This is a genomic window from Dongshaea marina, assembly GCF_003072645.1.
GTDB lineage: Bacteria > Pseudomonadota > Gammaproteobacteria > Enterobacterales > Aeromonadaceae > Dongshaea > Dongshaea marina.
This window is the reverse complement of the sequence record NZ_CP028897.1, coordinates 3517497-3534835: the sequence shown is the minus strand read 5'-3', so window position 1 is coordinate 3534835 and position 17339 is coordinate 3517497. Positions and strand designations below refer to the sequence as shown.

13 protein-coding genes and 1 tRNA gene are annotated in these 17339 nt (G+C 51.0%); 9 read left to right on the top strand and 5 right to left on the bottom strand.

Translation table 11 applies throughout. The annotated features are described in order from the left end of the window. Nucleotides 1-115 precede the first annotated feature (115 nt). Both ansB and DB847_RS16545 read left to right on the top strand, forming a co-directional pair. Nucleotides 116-1186: an L-asparaginase 2 gene (ansB, locus tag DB847_RS16555; protein WP_108651697.1), complete on the top strand. Its 1071-nt coding sequence runs from the start codon at nucleotides 116-118 to the stop codon at nucleotides 1184-1186. 197 nt (nucleotides 1187-1383) lie between these two features. After that, nucleotides 1384-1459: transfer RNA gene (locus DB847_RS16545), tRNA-Ala, on the top strand. Between the two features lie 185 nt (nucleotides 1460-1644). Here DB847_RS16545 and DB847_RS16540 read toward each other — a convergent pair. Together DB847_RS16540 and treB are read right to left on the bottom strand one after the other, a co-directional pair. Next, nucleotides 1645-2001, bottom strand: a complete 357-nt coding sequence (locus DB847_RS16540) for a PTS transporter subunit EIIB (RefSeq protein WP_159084687.1) — start codon at nucleotides 1999-2001, stop codon at nucleotides 1645-1647. A gap of 110 nt (nucleotides 2002-2111) precedes the next feature. Further along, nucleotides 2112-3557: a PTS trehalose transporter subunit IIBC gene (gene treB / locus DB847_RS16535; protein WP_108651694.1), complete on the bottom strand. Its 1446-nt coding sequence runs from the start codon at nucleotides 3555-3557 to the stop codon at nucleotides 2112-2114. Between the two features lie 524 nt (nucleotides 3558-4081). On the opposite strand from treB, the gene DB847_RS16530 reads away from it, so the two are divergent. Next, complete coding sequence (locus DB847_RS16530) at nucleotides 4082-5653, top strand: carbohydrate porin (RefSeq protein ID WP_108651693.1); 1572 nt, start codon at nucleotides 4082-4084, stop codon at nucleotides 5651-5653. 237 nt (nucleotides 5654-5890) lie between these two features. Here DB847_RS16530 and DB847_RS16525 read toward each other — a convergent pair whose 3' ends face one another. Beyond that, entirely contained in the window at nucleotides 5891-6784 is an 894-nt protein-coding gene (locus tag DB847_RS16525; protein WP_108651692.1) for a TIGR01777 family oxidoreductase, read from the bottom strand. Between the two features lie 342 nt (nucleotides 6785-7126). Between DB847_RS16525 and DB847_RS16520 the strand changes: the two genes are divergently transcribed. From DB847_RS16520 to DB847_RS16510, 3 genes are read left to right on the top strand one after another with little or no spacing between them, the layout of a single operon-like run. Continuing rightward, nucleotides 7127-7864 (top strand): DUF1538 domain-containing protein, encoded by a 738-nt coding sequence (locus tag DB847_RS16520; protein ID WP_108651691.1) that lies wholly within the window; start codon nucleotides 7127-7129, stop codon nucleotides 7862-7864. Beyond that, the gene (locus DB847_RS16515; RefSeq protein ID WP_199911597.1) at nucleotides 7852-8631 is read left to right on the top strand and encodes a DUF1538 domain-containing protein; all 780 of its coding nucleotides are present in this window, start codon (nucleotides 7852-7854) and stop codon (nucleotides 8629-8631) included. Before DB847_RS16520 ends, DB847_RS16515 begins: the two co-directional genes overlap by 13 nt. Continuing rightward, a complete protein-coding gene (locus tag DB847_RS16510; RefSeq protein ID WP_108651690.1) occupies nucleotides 8628-8993 on the top strand; it encodes a P-II family nitrogen regulator in 366 nt (121 codons plus the stop codon). The genes DB847_RS16515 and DB847_RS16510 overlap by 4 nt, the downstream gene beginning before the upstream one ends. 54 nt (nucleotides 8994-9047) lie before the next feature. Here the strand turns inward: DB847_RS16510 and pta are convergent, their stop codons facing one another. Both pta and DB847_RS16500 read right to left on the bottom strand, forming a co-directional pair. Next, complete coding sequence (gene pta, locus DB847_RS16505) at nucleotides 9048-11210, bottom strand: phosphate acetyltransferase (protein WP_108651689.1); 2163 nt, start codon at nucleotides 11208-11210, stop codon at nucleotides 9048-9050. A gap of 66 nt (nucleotides 11211-11276) precedes the next feature. Continuing rightward, nucleotides 11277-12476, bottom strand: coding sequence for an acetate kinase (locus DB847_RS16500; protein ID WP_108651688.1), 1200 nt, complete (start codon nucleotides 12474-12476; stop codon nucleotides 11277-11279). Nucleotides 12477-12757: 281 nt separating this feature from the next. Between DB847_RS16500 and yfbV the strand changes: the two genes are divergently transcribed. From yfbV to pflA, 3 genes are all read left to right on the top strand, one after another. Continuing rightward, complete coding sequence (yfbV, locus tag DB847_RS16495; protein ID WP_108651687.1) at nucleotides 12758-13201, top strand: terminus macrodomain insulation protein YfbV; 444 nt, start codon at nucleotides 12758-12760, stop codon at nucleotides 13199-13201. Nucleotides 13202-14119: 918 nt separating this feature from the next. After that, a complete protein-coding gene (pflB, locus tag DB847_RS16490) occupies nucleotides 14120-16405 on the top strand; it encodes a formate C-acetyltransferase (RefSeq protein WP_108651686.1) in 2286 nt (761 codons plus the stop codon). 134 nt (nucleotides 16406-16539) lie between these two features. Continuing rightward, nucleotides 16540-17286, top strand: coding sequence for a pyruvate formate lyase 1-activating protein (gene pflA / locus DB847_RS16485; protein WP_108651685.1), 747 nt, complete (start codon nucleotides 16540-16542; stop codon nucleotides 17284-17286). Nucleotides 17287-17339 lie beyond the last annotated feature (53 nt).

Here is a 17339-nt window from a genome sequence, read left to right as displayed (position 1 = left end):
CCAGGGCAAATATTTTTCTGTTTATCGCCGATATTGGAGCAGGCTCACAACATTTGGTTGTCGAGTGAGGCAGATTAGCCGGGCACTAACAATCTTTAATAAGGATGTATCGATTATGCAAAGAAGTTGTAGAGGATTTCGTCTGTGGTTTTCAGCCCTGTTTTTTCTTCTGTTCACAGCCTCCTCATTCGCCGCCACTAAACCCCATATTGTGATTTTGGCAACCGGAGGCACCATCGCAGGCTCCGGGGCTTCGGCGACCCAGACCAACTATACGGCGGGTCAGCTGGGAGTCGAGAAGCTGATCCAGGCCGTGCCTCAGATCAAACAACTGGCCCGGGTGAGTGGCGAGCAGATCTCGAATATTGGATCTCAGGATATGAATAACAAGATCTGGCTCAAGCTGGCCGACCGGGTCAATAAGTTGTTGGCTCAGCCCGATGTGGATGGTGTGGTGATCACCCATGGTACAGACACCATGGAGGAGACCGCCTATTTCCTGGATTTGACGGTACATAGTGATAAGCCGGTGGTGCTGGTCGGCTCGATGCGCCCGGCAACGGCCATGAGCGCCGATGGCCCGATGAACCTCTATGATGGGGTGGTGACAGCAGTCGATAAAAACTCCCGAGGACGGGGAGTGCTGGTGGTGATGAACGATAAGGTTCTGGGGGCTCGCAGCGTCACCAAGTTTAACACCACCGGGGTGCAGGCATTTGTGGCACCCAACTTTGGGCCACTGGGGCTGATTCATGATGGCGAGGTGGATTACCAGAGAGCTCCCGAGCGTCGTCACACCAAAAATTCGGTGTTTGATGTCAGTGGACTCAAGACTCTTCCTAAGGTTGGGATCATCTATAACTATGAAAATGCCTCTCCTGTCGCTGCCAAGGCATTTATTGATGCCGGTTACCAGGGGATCGTTTCGGCCGGTGTCGGTAACGGCAACATGGATCATAAGATGCTGAAGACCCTGAGCAAGGCTGCTCATGATGGGGTGCTGGTGGTTCGCTCCTCACGAGTGGCAACGGGTGCGACCACTCTGAATGCTGAGGTCAATGACAGCAAATATCACTTTGTTGCATCCGGCACCCTCAACCCGCAAAAGGCCCGGGTTTTGTTGATGCTGGCACTGACCAAAACCCATGATTACCAAAAGGTTCAGAGGTACTTCCAAACCTATTAATCTATCCGGAGCTGCCAGGCGTCGTCTGCCAGGCAGCTGATTTCGTTATCAAAGGGCAGGGGCTTAATTTCGGGCCTCTGCCCGTTTTTTATCCACAGATTGCTGCTTGTGTGTTCGCTTGGTCTAAAGTCCCCGAAAAAGCACTTTTTGTTGTTGACAGGGGGGCGAGGTTTTCCTATTATTCGCCTCGTTCGGTGGGGGCTATAGCTCAGCTGGGAGAGCGCTTGCATGGCATGCAAGAGGTCGACGGTTCGATCCCGTCTAGCTCCACCAACTTCCTCCTGGAAAATCAGTAAAGACTCTTCTTTATATTCCGCATTTATTTTTCATCAACGGCTTCGTTACCTGGTAGTTCGATCATTCCCTGGAGCTGCCGATGGGAGAGCTTACCTCTTATTGACTTCATTGATGGCATCAAATCGCCCCCCGCGTTTATAGCTTCACTTTTGGAAAGTGTTTTATTTTGGCCAGGTCAAGAATTGTAGAAAATGGCTGTGCGCTTGCTCAGCGGTTCTCATATTTTTGCAGTTTCCCTGTTTTATCTCCTGTTTAGGGGTCTCAGATATTCCCAGAATTTTAGTGAAAGCATCATAGAATCTGTCAACATTCGGACCTATGATCACCTGGAGTTGACCCTGATGATGGAAGCAACCCTTGACCGAGGGAAGTTTTTCAATCTGTTTGATATCTGGCTGTTCCAGCTTCTGAAGAACCAGGCGTAGCCGGCTAATACAGTGACTGACACTGGTGATGTTATCGGTTCCTCCCAGGAGGGCTAAGAGCTTATCCAGCTCCTTTGATCTGATATGAGCCATGTTAAATCCTTTATCTATGGCATGAATTGAAAATATATCGATGGTGAGATAAGGCTGAGGGCAACTCACGGAGTTGCCCTCAGCTATCATCCTTATTTGGATAATTGAGTTTAAAAGATCTTAGGAGCTGCAGGCGCTGTATCCAGGCTTAACTCATTGCGGCGCTCTTTACGCTTGTAGACCGCCATGGTCAGGAACACCGGAATGACGATAGCAATCATCGAAGCAAACAGGTAGACCCCCCAGAACTCGGTTTTAATCGAGAGGATTGCCGGCAGGCCACCAACACCGATGCTATTGGCCAGAACGCCGCTCATTCCACAGATGCAGGCAGCGACCGCCGAGCCAATCATGGCGCACAGCATAGGGAACTTGTAGCGCAGGTTTATTCCGTACATCGCAGGCTCTGTGACCCCGAGATAGGCGGAGATCACCGCCGGAACTGAGATTTCCCGCTCATTTTTCTTGCGGCTCACCAGAACGATTCCGAGCACGGCTGAACCCTGAGCTATGTTGGATAGAGCAATCAGTGGGAACACTGGGGTACCACCCATCTGGCCTATCAACTGTAGATCCACCGCGTTGGTGGTTTGATGCACGCCGGTGATCACCAGTGGTGCGTACAGGAACCCAAACAGGGCAGCACCGATCGGCGCAAACTGGCCGGTCATCACTTTCTGAACGGTCCAGCCAACCCCATTGCCGATTTCACGGCCGACCGGGCCGATGAAGGCGTGCGCCAGGAACACCGCGATGATGAGAGACAGGACCGGCACCAGCACCAGGGTCAGGCAGTCGGGAATGATCTTCTTAAGGCGGGTTTCAACAAAGGCCAGCAGCAGGCCGGCTAGCAGGGCAGGGATCACCTGGGCCTGGTAGCCCACCTTGGCGATGGTAAAGTAACCAAAGTTCCATACCGGTGGGATCTGGCTGCCGAGCTGATAGGCATTCATCAGCTGTGGAGAGACCAGGGTGATCCCCAGCACTATCCCAAGGATGGGCGTCCCACCCAGTTTCTTGACCGTACTCCAGCAGATCCCAACCGGCAGGAAGAAGAAGATCGCCTCACCAATCAGCCACAGGAAGTTATAGACACCGGTCCAGAATTGACTACCCTGCATCAGCGGATGACCATCAACCATGTTGATGTCACCGATGAGGTTACGGAATCCCAGGATCAGACCGCCAGCAACAATGGCTGGGATCAGGGGTATAAAGATCTCGGCAAAGTGGGAGATAGCTCGTTCCAGAACACTCATGTTCTGACGGGCGATCTGCTTGAGCTCCTCCTTATTCACCTCACCAATGGCGGCCAGCTTGGTGAATTGAGCATGAAACTCATCAACCTGAGGGCCGATGACAACCTGGAATTGACCGGCATTGGTAAAACAGCCTTTGACGGAGGGGAGTTGCTCAATCCCCTTAACATTAGCTTCGTTTGGGTCACTTAATACGAAGCGCATCCGGGTAATACAGTGACTGACGCTAACGATATTGTCGCGTCCTCCAATCAAGTCCAGAAGCTGCTCTAACTCCTGTTTTTTGATTTTAGCCATGAGTCGATCCTTTATTAATGGCGGGAACGTTCCCAATTCTTCAGAGTTACCCCTAAGTTTTCAAGGGTAAAAAGTATAAAATGGGAGTTTTATCACAATTGTTTTCTATATTCTGATTAGACAAATATGAATATTTTTTATCATCAAAGTCATGATATTCAATGCCAGGCCAGTTACCACAAGGGATAGGTGGGATGAATAATAATTCATTTTGATTATTATCGCCATGGATTAATGTGTGACAGATCACAGTATGGGAACGTTCCCTATTTTTGCTGTGGAATTCTTTGTCAGGCTGAGAATATACTGAATCCGCTTAATTGTTGACTGGCTATCGAATTGTGGTTGATTTGTTGTATCCGCTATATATTAACCCTACTCATGCCAGATTATAAATCTGCATCCCTGTGCAGAATAAGTTTTTATTGCCTTTTAAAATTTGCGAATCACTAAATCTGTAAGTTCTGAGTTGTGCACTCCCGTGCCTTAATTTGGTTTGATGTTTGTTCAAATAAGGAATAAAGATGAACAAGAAATATCTGTCATGTATGATCTCAGCTGCATTAATGACATTCTCTGGTGCCGCTATCTGTCAAAATGCGAATGCGGCGACAACCACTAGCTCTGATTATCAGGCCCAGCTGCAACAGATCAAAAATGATATGGCGCTGATGCAGAAAAACTATCAGCAACAGATCGATAAAATTAGCCAGCAGATCAAACAATCAGAAACAACAAAAGCCGAAAATAAAAAATCAGCCATGGTGGCTAAGACTCAATCTACCACCGAGGCCTCCGAGTTGGATACCTTAAAACACTTCGCCTATGGTGGATATTTCCGTTCCGGTTACGGGGTGAATAAAAATGGTAATGCCATGTCACCCTTCCAAAATCCGGACTCGCCAACCAAATATCGTCTGGGTAATGAGCCGGATACCTATGGTGAACTGATTTTAGGATATAACAGTTTAGAGAAGCCTGATTCAGGCAAGCCCAACTGGCAATCCAGAGTTCGGGTCTCCTATGCGTACACACCAACCTCTTCTGTTCAGCATCAGGAGAGCACCAGTAACCTGTGGATCTCCGAGGCCTATGTCAGCGCCGACAATGTGTTGGCCAGTGATCCCGGAGCCTCTTTCTGGGGCGGTCAGCGCTTCTACCGTCTGGATCAATCCCAGATCAACGACTTCTACTTTCTGGATATGAGCGGTGTCGGTGCCGGGGTCCAGAACCTGTCTCTGGGAGATGAGGTGAAGCTGGATGTTGCCTTCATCGGTGGTCCGGATATCCCGGCAGATTACACCGCGGAATACCTTGGAACCGATCACGGTAATTTATCTAAGAGTAACCTGGACTTTCAGATCCATAATATCAAGATGGGGAATACCCATAGCCGGATTTGGTTAAATGCTTCTTATGCTGCTGGCGGAACTGCAGATTCCTACAATAGCTCTACAGGAACAACAGCATCTTATGAAACTGCGGCAGCCTCTGGTTTCGGGGTTGGTTTCTTTAACTATGCGGATAATTTCTTTGGTGGTAAGAATACTTTCGCCATCATGTATGGTCATGGCTCATCCGCTAACTTTAAGGCGGGCACCGACCAACTGACATTGGGATATAGCACCAATAACACTCCAATTACGATTAATAACTATGATCTGAATAAGGCTTATACCTTCCGTACATTGGACTTCTTTACTATTCCATTAAGCAAGCAGTGGAAACTGACCACTGTCGGTATCTATCAGCATGACCGCAATGGTAATATAACTAATGGTCAGGGTCATACCCGTGACTGGTTCTCCTTCGGTGTGCGCCCCTGCTATATGTTTAACGACATTTATGGCCTGCAATTTGAAGCCGGTGCCGATTATGTTAATACAGACCAAAATCTTCCAGAGAAACGCTCCGGTACCCTGGGTAAGCTGACTGTAATGCCATTTATTCAGCTTGGGGTAAATACTCAGTTACGTACTTATCTGACTTATGCGACCTGGTCCAATGACTATAAAGATATGTCTGTCGGTGGTGGAGCTTATGATGGTGATACCAATGGCTGGAATGCTGGCGTTCAGCTAACGACCTCCTGGTAATTAAAGTTTTGGGTCGTATGAGAATTTAAAGATAGATCATGAATTGAAATATCACATCTAAAACTCATTTTTGACTCAACACTGGGCCGGACCGATAGTTGCTATCGGTCCGTTTTTATTTTGGGATCAATATATCAAAATTGATCGTCATCTTAGATGATGATTCAGGTTGGTTGGTATCTTAGCCCTGAGCTTATTTTAGCTGTATCGCCTCTGTACTGTGGATATGGCAAAGGGCTATAAGAGCTCATCCCATGCCTCCTCCAGAGTTGGGTAATGAAACATAAAGCCTTCTTGCAATAATCGCTCAGGTTCAACCCGTTGGCTTGCGAGGAGCAGTTCGGCGCGCTCACCGAGCATGGGGCGCAGAAACCAGCCGGGAGGGTTTATAAAGTGCGGCCTGTGGAGCTTTTGAGCCAGACTCTTGGCAAATTCACAGGCGGGAACTGGATTTGGAGCGCACAGATTATAGATGCCCTGGGCATTAGGGTAGGTCAGCAGAAAGCCGATGGCAGCGACCAGATCCTTGATATGGATCCAGGACATAAATTGCTGGCCATTTCCAAAGTGGCCGCCCAGCCCCAGCTTAAAGGCGGGGAGCATACGTCTAAGCATGCCTCCATCAGCTCCCAGCACCAAGCCAATTCGTGCAATACAGACCCGGGTATGTTCTGATTCGGCTTCCCGGGCACGCTGCTCCCAGCCATTGCAGAGCTCCTGGGCAAAGTCATGGGGGATCCCCTGGCTGCTCTCATTGAGCCGCTGCTCACCCTGGTTGCCATAGATACCTATGGCTGAGGCATTGATAAGTAGCTGAGGTGGGTGTTGGCTGCGCTTGATCAGCTCTACCAGCTGATCGGTCAGAGCCCAGCGGCTTTGACACAGCTCCTCTTTTTGAGCCGGACTCCAGCGCTTATCAAAGATTGGCTCTCCTGCCAGGTTGATCACCACATCAAAACCGTTGAGCGTGGGAAGAGTCGCCAGGGTGTCCTGATATTGGACCTGATAGCCCAGCCTATGCTGCGCCTTGCGAATATTGCGAGTCAAAATGGTACAGCTGTGATGAGGTCTCAGCAGTGGGATCAAGTGCTGACCAATAAAGCCGCTGCCGCCGGTGATCAGTATCTTCATGAGTGCGCCTTCCTGGTGCTCATAATAGGCCTTAGCTTGCGATATTTTGCGTCCCTTTACCACCCCGTTATCGTTTGCGTTTGAGTCTTTCTGGGTGATACACCTGTGTGTGAGCCAACCGATCGCAGGTTTTGAAGCATCTATGGAGACTTCATCTTTAGTGAAATAAACCAAAAGTCTGTTTTTCAGGAGTGATAGCTCTGTTAGGGAGGGGTTAATTCGGCTTAAAACAGGAGGAGACTCACAAAGCTCTGTTAAATTTTCCGGATCTACTCCCGTCCCGCAGGAGATCTGACATACTGAATGTAATATCTGCTTAACAAAGCTGACTGAAGGGAGAGTATGCTCCAGGGATCTCTGGCTCTATTTCGTGCGGTCATCCGTAGCTTTCGGGATCTGTTGCCGATAGTTATCGTGATCGTCTTCTTTCAGTTTGTGGTTCTCCAGCAACCGCTTCCCCATGTTCTGAGTATTATCGAGGGCCTGCTGCTGGTTGTTGCAGGCTTAACCCTGTTTATTTTTGGGCTTGAGATGGGCCTGTTTCCCATCGGGGAGACCATGGCTCATGAATTTGCCCAAAAGGGTAGCGTGTGGTGGCTACTGCTGTTTGCATTCTGCCTGGGTTTTGGCACCACCATTGCCGAGCCGGCTCTGATAGCCGTGACCCGGGAAGCTGCCGAGGTGGCTGCAGAAGGCGGCATGATTGCCCACACCGAGCATGAGATGATGGCTTATGCATCCGGTTTACGTTATACGGTTGCCTTCTCGGTCGGACTTGCGATTGTGATCGGGGTGTGGCGGATCATCAAGGGCTGGCCGATCCAGGTGTTTATCGTGAGCGGTTATATCCTGGTGGTGATCATGACCTTTTTTGCGCCCCGGGAGATCATAGGCATCGCCTATGATTCCGGGGGCGTGACAACCTCGACCATCACAGTGCCTTTGGTGACAGCCCTGGGGGTTGGCTTGTCATCCTCAATCAAGGGGCGTAATCCTATGGTCGATGGCTTTGGCCTGATCGCTTTTGCATCACTCACACCGATGATCTTTGTTATGGGGTATGGAATGTGGATTGGCTGAAAGATGGTTTGATGATCCTGCTGTCTACGGTGAAAGATGTGTTGCCGATCGTGGTGATCATCTTTGCCTTTCAGCTGTTTGTGATCAGGCGCAAGGTACCAAACCTCAAGCGGGTGATCATCGGCTTTATCTATGTGACCATAGGGCTCTCTTTGTTCCTGCTTGGACTCGAAAAAGCGCTGTTCCCCCTGGGGGAGGTGATGGCCCGTCAGCTCACCAGCCCTGAGTTTATTGTGAGCCAGCATCATGGCGCAGGTGAGGCCTTGTTGGATTGGCATGATTACTATTGGGTCTACCTGTTTGCTGCCGCCATCGGTTTTGCGACCACCATCGCTGAGCCCAGCCTCATTGCGGTTGCGATGAAGGCCGAGCAGGTCTCTGGTGGCACCATACATGTATGGGGATTAAGAATTGCGGTGGCCATTGGGGTTGCCTTTGGGATAGCACTTGGCTCCTATCGCATCGTCGCGGGGGATCCTATCCATTACTACATCATTGCAGGTTATATCGTGGTGGTGATCCAGACTCTGTTTGCTCCCAAGGTGATTATTCCGTTGGCCTATGACTCGGGTGGTGTGACCACCTCGACGGTAACTGTCCCCCTGGTGACGGCGCTGGGTCTTGGTTTGGCAGAGACGGTTCCGGGACGAAGTCCTCTGATCGATGGCTTCGGGCTGATCGCCTTTGCCAGTTTATTCCCGATGATTACCGTCATGGGGTATGCTCAAATCTCTGAGCTATGGACAAAAATTAGAGAGAGATCATGAAATTTAAATTGATCATTGCATTTGTGGATGATGCAGCTACCGATAATGTGCTGGATGCAGCCCGGCAGGCGGGAGCAACCGGGGTAACCGTGATTAATAACGCCAGGGGAGAGGGGGTCAAACGCCAGACCACTTTCCTCGGGCTACAACTGGAGGTGCAGCGCGACGTACTGCTGTTTCTGGTAGAGGAGCACATGGCACGGGATATTCTCAATACCATAGAGCAGACCGCTGGCTTTGAAGAGCATCCGGGACAGGGAATCGCCATCCAGTTGGATGTGGAAGATACCGTGGGCTTGACGCACCAGGCGCAGGAGCTTCTCAAGGTTGTCCAGGGGGATGAGGGGGAAGAGTCCTCTTGAGACTCGGGTAAGGGAAGAGGGCAGCCCCGCAGGACTGCCCGTCACTACTCAAGCTTAGTTGCTGGAGCTATTTGCCTGAATCGCGGTCAGGGCGATGGTATAGACGATATCGTCAACCAGTGCGCCACGAGACAGATCGTTTACCGGCTTGCGCATGCCTTGCAGCATAGGTCCGATAGACACCAGATCCGCTGAACGCTGTACCGCCTTGTAGGTGGTGTTACCCGTGTTCAGATCCGGGAATACGAACACAGTCGCTTTACCGGCAACCGGAGAGTTCGGCGCCTTAGACTTGGCGACATTCTCCATGACGGCTGCGTCATACTGCAGTGGGCCGTCGATCACCAGATCAGGACGCTTCTCCTGAGCCAGCTTGGTTGCTTCACGTACCTTCTCAACATCCGCACCGCTACCAGAGCTGCCGGTTGAGTAGGAGATCATCGCAACCCGGGGCTCAATACCGAATGCCTGGGCAGAGTCTGCGGACTGGATGGCGATCTCAGCCAGTTGCTCAGCGGATGGATCCGGGTTGATGGCACAGTCACCATAAACCAGAACCTGATCCGGCAGCAGCATGAAGAATACAGATGACACCAGAGAAGAGTTTGGTGCAGTCTTGATCAGCTGCAGTGGTGGACGGATGGTGTTGGCTGTGGTGTGAACCGCGCCGCTCACCAGACCGTCAACCTCATCACGCTCCAGCATCATGGTGCCCAGAACCACATTGTCTTTGAGCTGCTCTTTGGCAACCACTTCAGTGATCCCTTTGTGCTTACGCATCTCAACCAGGCGGTCAACATACTGCGCACGAGCCTTGTCCGGATCGATGATCTGAACATTCTCGTTGATGATGATTCCCTGCTGCTCAGCCACACGGCGGATCTCTTCGGGGTTCCCCAGAAGAACAGGGTGGGCAATACCACGCTCGGCACAGATGGCTGCAGCCTTCAGTGTACGCGGCTCTTCACCCTCTGGCAGTACGATACGCTTGTTGGCGCGACGAGCCTGTTCGGTCAGCTGATAGCGGAACGCAGGAGGGCTCAGGCGACGTGGACGCGAAGAGATAGAGGTCAGAGACTCGATCCAGTGCTTGTCGATGTGACCTGCAATATAGTCCTGAACCAGCTCGATACGCTGGGAGTCATCCACCGGGATCTCAACATTGAAATTCTGCAAGCGGATGGCGGTTTGCCAGGTGTTGGTCGAGGTGACAAAGATCGGCAGGCCGGTTTCCATCGCCTGTTGACACAGATTCAGTACCTGTTGCTCAGGCTTGTAGCTGCCGGTCAGCAACAGTGCGCCGATTTTGACACCATTCATCGATGCCAGGCAGGCCGCAACGATCACGTCGGAGCGATCGCCAGAGGTCACCAGCAGTCCACCCGGACGGAAGTGCTCAATCATATTCGGGATAGAGCGGGCACAGAAGGTCACGTTATGCAGGCGACGCTCGCTCATCTCACCCTGGTTCAGGATGGTTGCACGAAGATGAGTCGCCAGATCTTTGGCACGAGGTGCGATCAGGTTGGTGTTCCATGGGATGCAACCCAGGATACGCAGGGGTGTCTTACCAAAGACCTGCAGAACTTCCAGGTTATGGTTGTGATCGGCACTAACTCCCTGATGATGAGCTTCAAACATCTCCATCAGATCGGGGCGGGTATTGCCGTGATCATCGATCGGTGCACCCACCTTGTTGATGATGCAGCCGACAATGCGCTTATTGTCGATGCCACCAAAGTTAGAGCAAGCCAGCTCAATGCGCTCTTTAAGCTTCTGTGAGGAGTCGTTACCCGGATGGGTCACGAACACCATGTCTGCATCCAGAGCCTTAGCGATATCATAGTTAATGTGGTTGGCGAACGGAGCGTGGTCTGTTGGTACCATCCCCTCAACCACGATCACCTCAGCGGTGCTGTCTTTAACATGATTCTCAAAGCGCGCCACGATCTCTTCGAGCAGGATCGCGTCGCTGTTGGAAGTGATCATGTTCTCTGCATACTGCAGAGCAAAAGGCTCAGGTGGATTGATATTGGATGCTGCACGAATCACAGCAGTGGAGCTTTCTGGGCCGGTCGCGCCCGGACGAGGCTGTGCTATCGGCTTGAAGAAGCTCACGTTCACACCATGGCGTTCCATGGCTCGAATCATACCCAGGCTGACGGATGTTACACCAACTCCGCTACCAACCGGGATGAGCATAATAGTGCGTGCCACTTGCTTTTTCCTTGTTTGGTAAAAGACAGAAGCAACAAGAGCCGCCAGGCGGCTCTTGTTGATAGATTAAGCTTGAGTCAGCTTCATTGCGTCGCTGGCAATGACCCACTCTTCGTTGGTTGGGATCACCATGGCAACAGGGCTGTTGTCAGCAGTGATCACACCTTCGTTACCGAAGCGGGCAGCGGCGTTCTTTTCATCATCGACCTTGAAGCCGAAGATAGCCAGGTGCTCAAGAACCTTCTGGCGGATCAGGTTAGAGTTTTCACCAATACCACCGGTGAAGACGATTGCATCCAGGCGACCCAGAGGCACGCTGTAGGAAGCAACATATTTAGCCAGGCGGTAGCAGAAAACTTCCAGTGCCAGAGTTGCGCCCTTGTGACCTTCAGCGTAGCCCTCTTCGATGCCACGACAGTCATTGGTCAGTTCAGACAGACCCAGCAGGCCAGACTTCTTGTGCAGCATGCTGTTGACATCTTCCAGGGTATAACCCAGGGTGTTGGTCAGGTAGAAGATGATCGCAGGGTCCAGGTCACCGCTACGGGTACCCATCACCAGGCCTTCCAGAGGAGTCAGACCCATAGAGGTATCAACAGACTGGCCATCCTTGATGGCACAGACAGATGCGCCGTTACCCAGGTGACAAGAGATGATGTTGGTCTCTGAAACAGGCTTGTTCAGGCGCTCTGCTGCTTCCTGAGCAATGAACAGGTGAGAAGTACCGTGCATACCATAGCGGCGGATACCGTGCTCACGGTACAGCTCTGCAGGGATAGCGTACATAAACGCTTGCTCTGGCATGGTCTGGTGGAAGGCGGTGTCAAATACCGCAACCTGAGGCAGGTTAGCGAATGACTTGATTGCCGCTTCGATACCGATCACGTGTGCAGGGTTGTGCAGAGGAGCCAGAGAGGCGCACTCTTCGATGCCCTTGAGCACTTCATCAGTAATAACCACAGACTTGGTGAACTTTTCACCGCCGTGAACGACGCGGTGGCCGATGGCGATCAGACCTTCAGCCAATTCAGGCTTTTGAGGCAGGATGGTGTTGATGATGAAGTCCAGAGCTTCGTTGTGCGCTGCACCATTACCCAGCTCTGCATTTCCTTTCTCCCCGTCAAGTTTCCACTTGATGCGGGCATCGGCCAGACCAAAACACTCGGCCAGACCAGAAAGTTTTTCATCGCCATTAGAAGCGTCAATAATTGCGAATTTCAGCGAAGAGCTGCCGCAGTTAAGAACTAGAACCAGCTTACTACTCATGAGTAAATCCTATGTGAATTTTTGCGAGAACTACACGCGATGTCTCAGGACGCAGCTTGGCCTTCTCATTTGTAACCAGACAGGTGACGGTCGGTTATAATCGAGATCAGGACAATTGCGATCTGAGACTAACGACATCTGATAGGATGCCGATACTGAAGATAGGCGCAAGCATAACTCGCTTGAGGGCCGATGAAAAGAAAAGATGAGGATTTATCTGCACAGATCCAATAAGCTATCGGTTATAGCCCACAGATGATGGGCGATGGGAATTTAACTTCATGATGAAATTATTTAGAGAAACCATCCAGTTAGGTCAGCACTACAGCCAAAGCTGGCCACCGCAGTCAGAACTGGCGGTGCTGTTTCCTGAGCCGAAAGTCATCATGGCGGTCCGTTTTGGGTGCAAAGTGGTTCCGCTTATTGTGGTGCTGGCTCTGATGCTACAACACCTGATGGGCCCCCCTGCGCTATGGCCGAGCGTGGTTGCAACGGTTCTGTTTGCCATTAGCTTACCCCTGCAGGGACTGTATTGGTTGGGGAAGCGATCTCAGACTCGCCTGCCGCCAGCTCTGGGCCTTTGGTACCGGGAGATTTGTGACAAGCTGATCAAAAGTGGCTGTGACAAGGTCCATACCGCACCACACCCTCGTTATTTAGATCTGGCCGAGGCTTTGGGTAAAGCCTACCAGTCCCTCGACTATTCCATATTTCCAAAACCTTAATCCGAATGACCCGGCATCTTAATTAATTTGCTGGGTCATTCATCTTATCGACAAGTTTGTAACTATACTTATTCTGTTGTGTTAAATGTTTTCTGCTATTTTTTTTAAATAGCGTAGCCATCATCACCCCTTTTAATTATTCATCACTTCCATGCTGGATTTTAATTTTGAATGATGGCACCTTGCTGTGGCTTCCGGGCTCTGGAGGAAGATTGATTTTGAGACTTCCGAACTGAAGATGACAGAGCTTGTTTAAGGGAGAAGAATGGTAATCGGGCATGAGGAAACTCGGTTCGGTGAGTTACAAACAGCTGTTGAGGTGTTCTCTGATTGTTCACAAATGAGTCCGCGGTGTGCTCTCTTGCTTTAAAAATGTTGTAAAGTTTCAGGAGTAGAGTCAAGTGAGCAAATTTTGTCACTAACCAGACTATTTTTGTGGTTTTTTCTGTAGTAAAATTACCGCCTCAACAGACTCCCGTTTTGTTTGGGAGTGGGTGCAGAACTCTGAAATATGGAGATATCGGCACTATTTTGTAGCCGTGATATCACGAGCCTGTAGCCGGTAGGATGCCGGGCTCTGAGCCAGAGGCCTTTCATTGGAAGGTCGATATCATAGGTAAGATTTTGATTTTGCCGGTGGTTGTGTTTATCGCTACCGGTGTTGAGTACAGCATCACGACTGGCGTTGTGGTTTCGTCGAGTACGGCAATCGATGCCTGGATTTACACGAAACCTCGCTGGTGACTGATCGCCTGCTTTCGGAGTTTGTCGGTCTGGTGGTGCTCGATGTTATCCCGAAAATCTGATCCCGGTGACTATCGGGGATGTGAGCGATAGGGGTACTCCGGCCAATCCGGGGAGTCTCTTGCCACTGTTTCTGATAGCGCCGATTTAAATAGACCGAATGAGGTACTAGCAATGGCTGAGCTAAATGAAATGCTCGCGAAAGCGTGGGAAGGGTTTGAAGCTGGTGATTGGCAAAAAGAGGTCAACACCCGTGACTTCATCCAGAGAAACTACACCCCATATGAAGGTGATGCGAACTTCCTGGAAGGCGCAACTGATGCGACCACTAAGTTGTGGGAGCAGGTTATGGAAGGGATCAAAGAAGAGAACCGCACACACGCGCCGGTTGACTTCGATACCGATCTTCCTGCGACTATCACCTCTCATGACGCTGGTTACATCGAGCAGGATCTGGAGCAGATCGTAGGTCTGCAGACAGATAAGCCTCTCAAGCGCGCCATCATCCCATTTGGTGGTATCAAGATGGTTGAGGGTTCCTGTAAGGTGTATGGCCGTGAGCTGGATCCACAGGTGAAGAAGATCTTCACCGACTATCGTAAGACTCACAACCAGGGCGTGTTCGACGTTTACACTGCCGACATCCGTAACTGCCGTAAGTCAGGTGTTATCACCGGTCTGCCGGATGCCTATGGCCGTGGCCGTATCATCGGTGACTACCGTCGCGTTGCTCTGTACGGTATCGACTTCCTGATGAAGGACAAGTTCGCTCAGTTCAACTCTCTGCAGGAGAAGCTGGAGAGCGGCGAAGATCTGGAAGCGACCATCCAGCTGCGTGAAGAGCTCTCTGAGCAGTATCGTGCTCTGGGCCAGATGAAAGAGATGGCAGCTAAGTATGGCTGCGATATCTCTGTTCCTGCTGCCAACGCTAAAGAAGCGATCCAGTGGACCTACTTCGGCTACCTGGCTGCGGTTAAGTCTCAGAATGGTGCTGCGATGTCTTTCGGTCGTACCGCAACGTTCCTGGACGCCTACGTTGAGCGTGATATCCGTCGTGGTATCCTGACCGAGAAAGAAGCTCAGGAGCTGTTCGATCACCTGGTGATGAAGCTGCGTATGGTGCGCTTCCTGCGTACTCCTGAGTATGATGATCTGTTCTCTGGCGACCCAATCTGGGCGACCGAGTCCATCGGTGGTATGGGTCTGGACGGCCGTACTCTGGTTACCAAGAGTAGCTTCCGCTTCCTGAACACCCTGTACACCATGGGCCCATCTCCAGAGCCTAACCTGACTATCCTGTGGTCAGAAGCTCTGCCAGAAGGCTTCAAGCGTTTCTGTGCTAAGGTGTCTATCGATACCTCTTCTATCCAGTACGAAAACGATGACCTGATGCGTCCTGACTTCGAGAGCGACGACTATGCAATCGCATGTTGTGTATCGCCAATGGTTGTTGGTAAGCAGATGCAGTTCTTCGGCGCCCGTGCCAACTTGGGTAAGACCCTGCTGTATGCAATCAACGGTGGTGTGGACGAGAAGCTGAAGACTCAGGTTGGTCCTAAGATGGACAAGATCACTTCTGAAGTTCTGAACTTCGACGAAGTGATGGGTAACCTGGATCACTTCATGGACTGGCTGGCAACTCAGTATGTCACCGCCCTGAACATCATCCACTACATGCACGACAAGTACAGCTACGAAGCAGCTCAGCTAGCGCTGCACGATCGTGATGTTCACCGCACCATGGCTTGCGGTATCGCGGGTCTGTCTGTTGCTGCTGATTCCCTGGCTGCGATCAAGTACGCCAAGGTTAAGCCGATTCGTGACGAAGACGGCATCGCTGTAGACTTCGAGATCGAAGGCGAGTACCCACAGTTCGGTAACAACGACAACCGTGTTGATGAGATCGCAGTTGACCTGGTTGAGCGCTTCATGAAGAAGGTTCAGGAGCACCCAACTTACCGTAACGCGACTCCTACTCAGTCTATCCTGACCATCACCTCTAACGTGGTTTATGGTAAGAAGACTGGTAATACTCCTGACGGACGTCGCGCAGGTCAGCCATTCGGTCCTGGTGCAAACCCAATGCACGGCCGTGATCAGAAGGGTGCGGTTGCATCTCTGACTTCTGTATCCAAGCTGCCATTTGCTTACGCGAAAGATGGTATCTCTTATACCTTCTCTATCGTACCAAATGCACTGGGTAAGGATGAGAACTCTCAGGAAGCCAACCTGGTTGGTCTGATGGATGGTTACTTCCACCACGAAGCGCAGAAGATCGAAGGTGGTCAGCACCTGAACGTGAACGTCATGAACCGTGACATGCTGCTGGATGCAATGGATAACCCAGATAAGTATCCTCAGCTGACCATCCGTGTTTCCGGTTATGCGGTACGCTTCAACTCTTTGACTAAAGAGCAGCAGCAAGACGTTATTTCACGGACTTTCACCAGCTCCCTGTAATACTTGTTGCCTGATCTATACTTGATAACAGCTTCCTTAGGGAAGCTGTTTTTTCATGGAGAGATTGAAGGCTGCTTAGGTTAAGATAACTAGATTGCTAACGACATTGAGGCAAAGTCCCTCAGGAGAGATCTATGTCGATTAAAGGTCGCATTCACTCGGTTGAATCTTGTGGAACCGTCGATGGTCCCGGTATTCGATTCATTGTGTTTATGCAGGGGTGCCAGATGCGCTGCCTGTACTGCCATAACCGGGATACCTGGGATTTGAAGGGCGGCAAGGAAGTGACCGTCCCTGAGCTCATGGAAGATCTGCTCACCTATCGTAACTTCATGAATGCATCCGGTGGGGGAGTGACCGCCTCCGGTGGCGAAGTGATGTTGCAGCAAGAGTTTGCAACTGAGCTATTTAAGGCTTGCCAGGCCGAAGGGGTTCACACCTGCCTGGACACCAATGGGTTTGTCCATCGCTATGATGAGCAGTTGGACGAACTGCTGGATGTGACAGACCTGGTGCTGCTTGATATCAAGCATATGAAAGATGAGATCCACATTCCCCTGACCCACGTCAGCAATAAATATGCGCTGGAGTTTGGCCGTTACCTGGCGAAGAAGCAGAAAAAAATCTGGCTACGCTATGTGGTTGTTCCAGGCTGGACGGACGATGACGAGGGAGCGCATCTGCTGGGGCAGTTCATCCGTGACGAGCTTAAGGGCTGTGTCGAGAAGGTCGAACTTCTGCCTTACCACGAGTTGGGCAAACACAAGTGGATTGCGATGGGCGAAGAGTACGGACTCGAAGGTGTCGCGCCACCGCCCAAGGAGACCATGGAGCGGATCAAGGGGATCCTGGAGCAGTACCACGACTCAGTGCGCTACTGATTTCCTTATGAGCTGTCGGAATGCTTCGACAGCTCCACGGCAGGCCTTCTTCA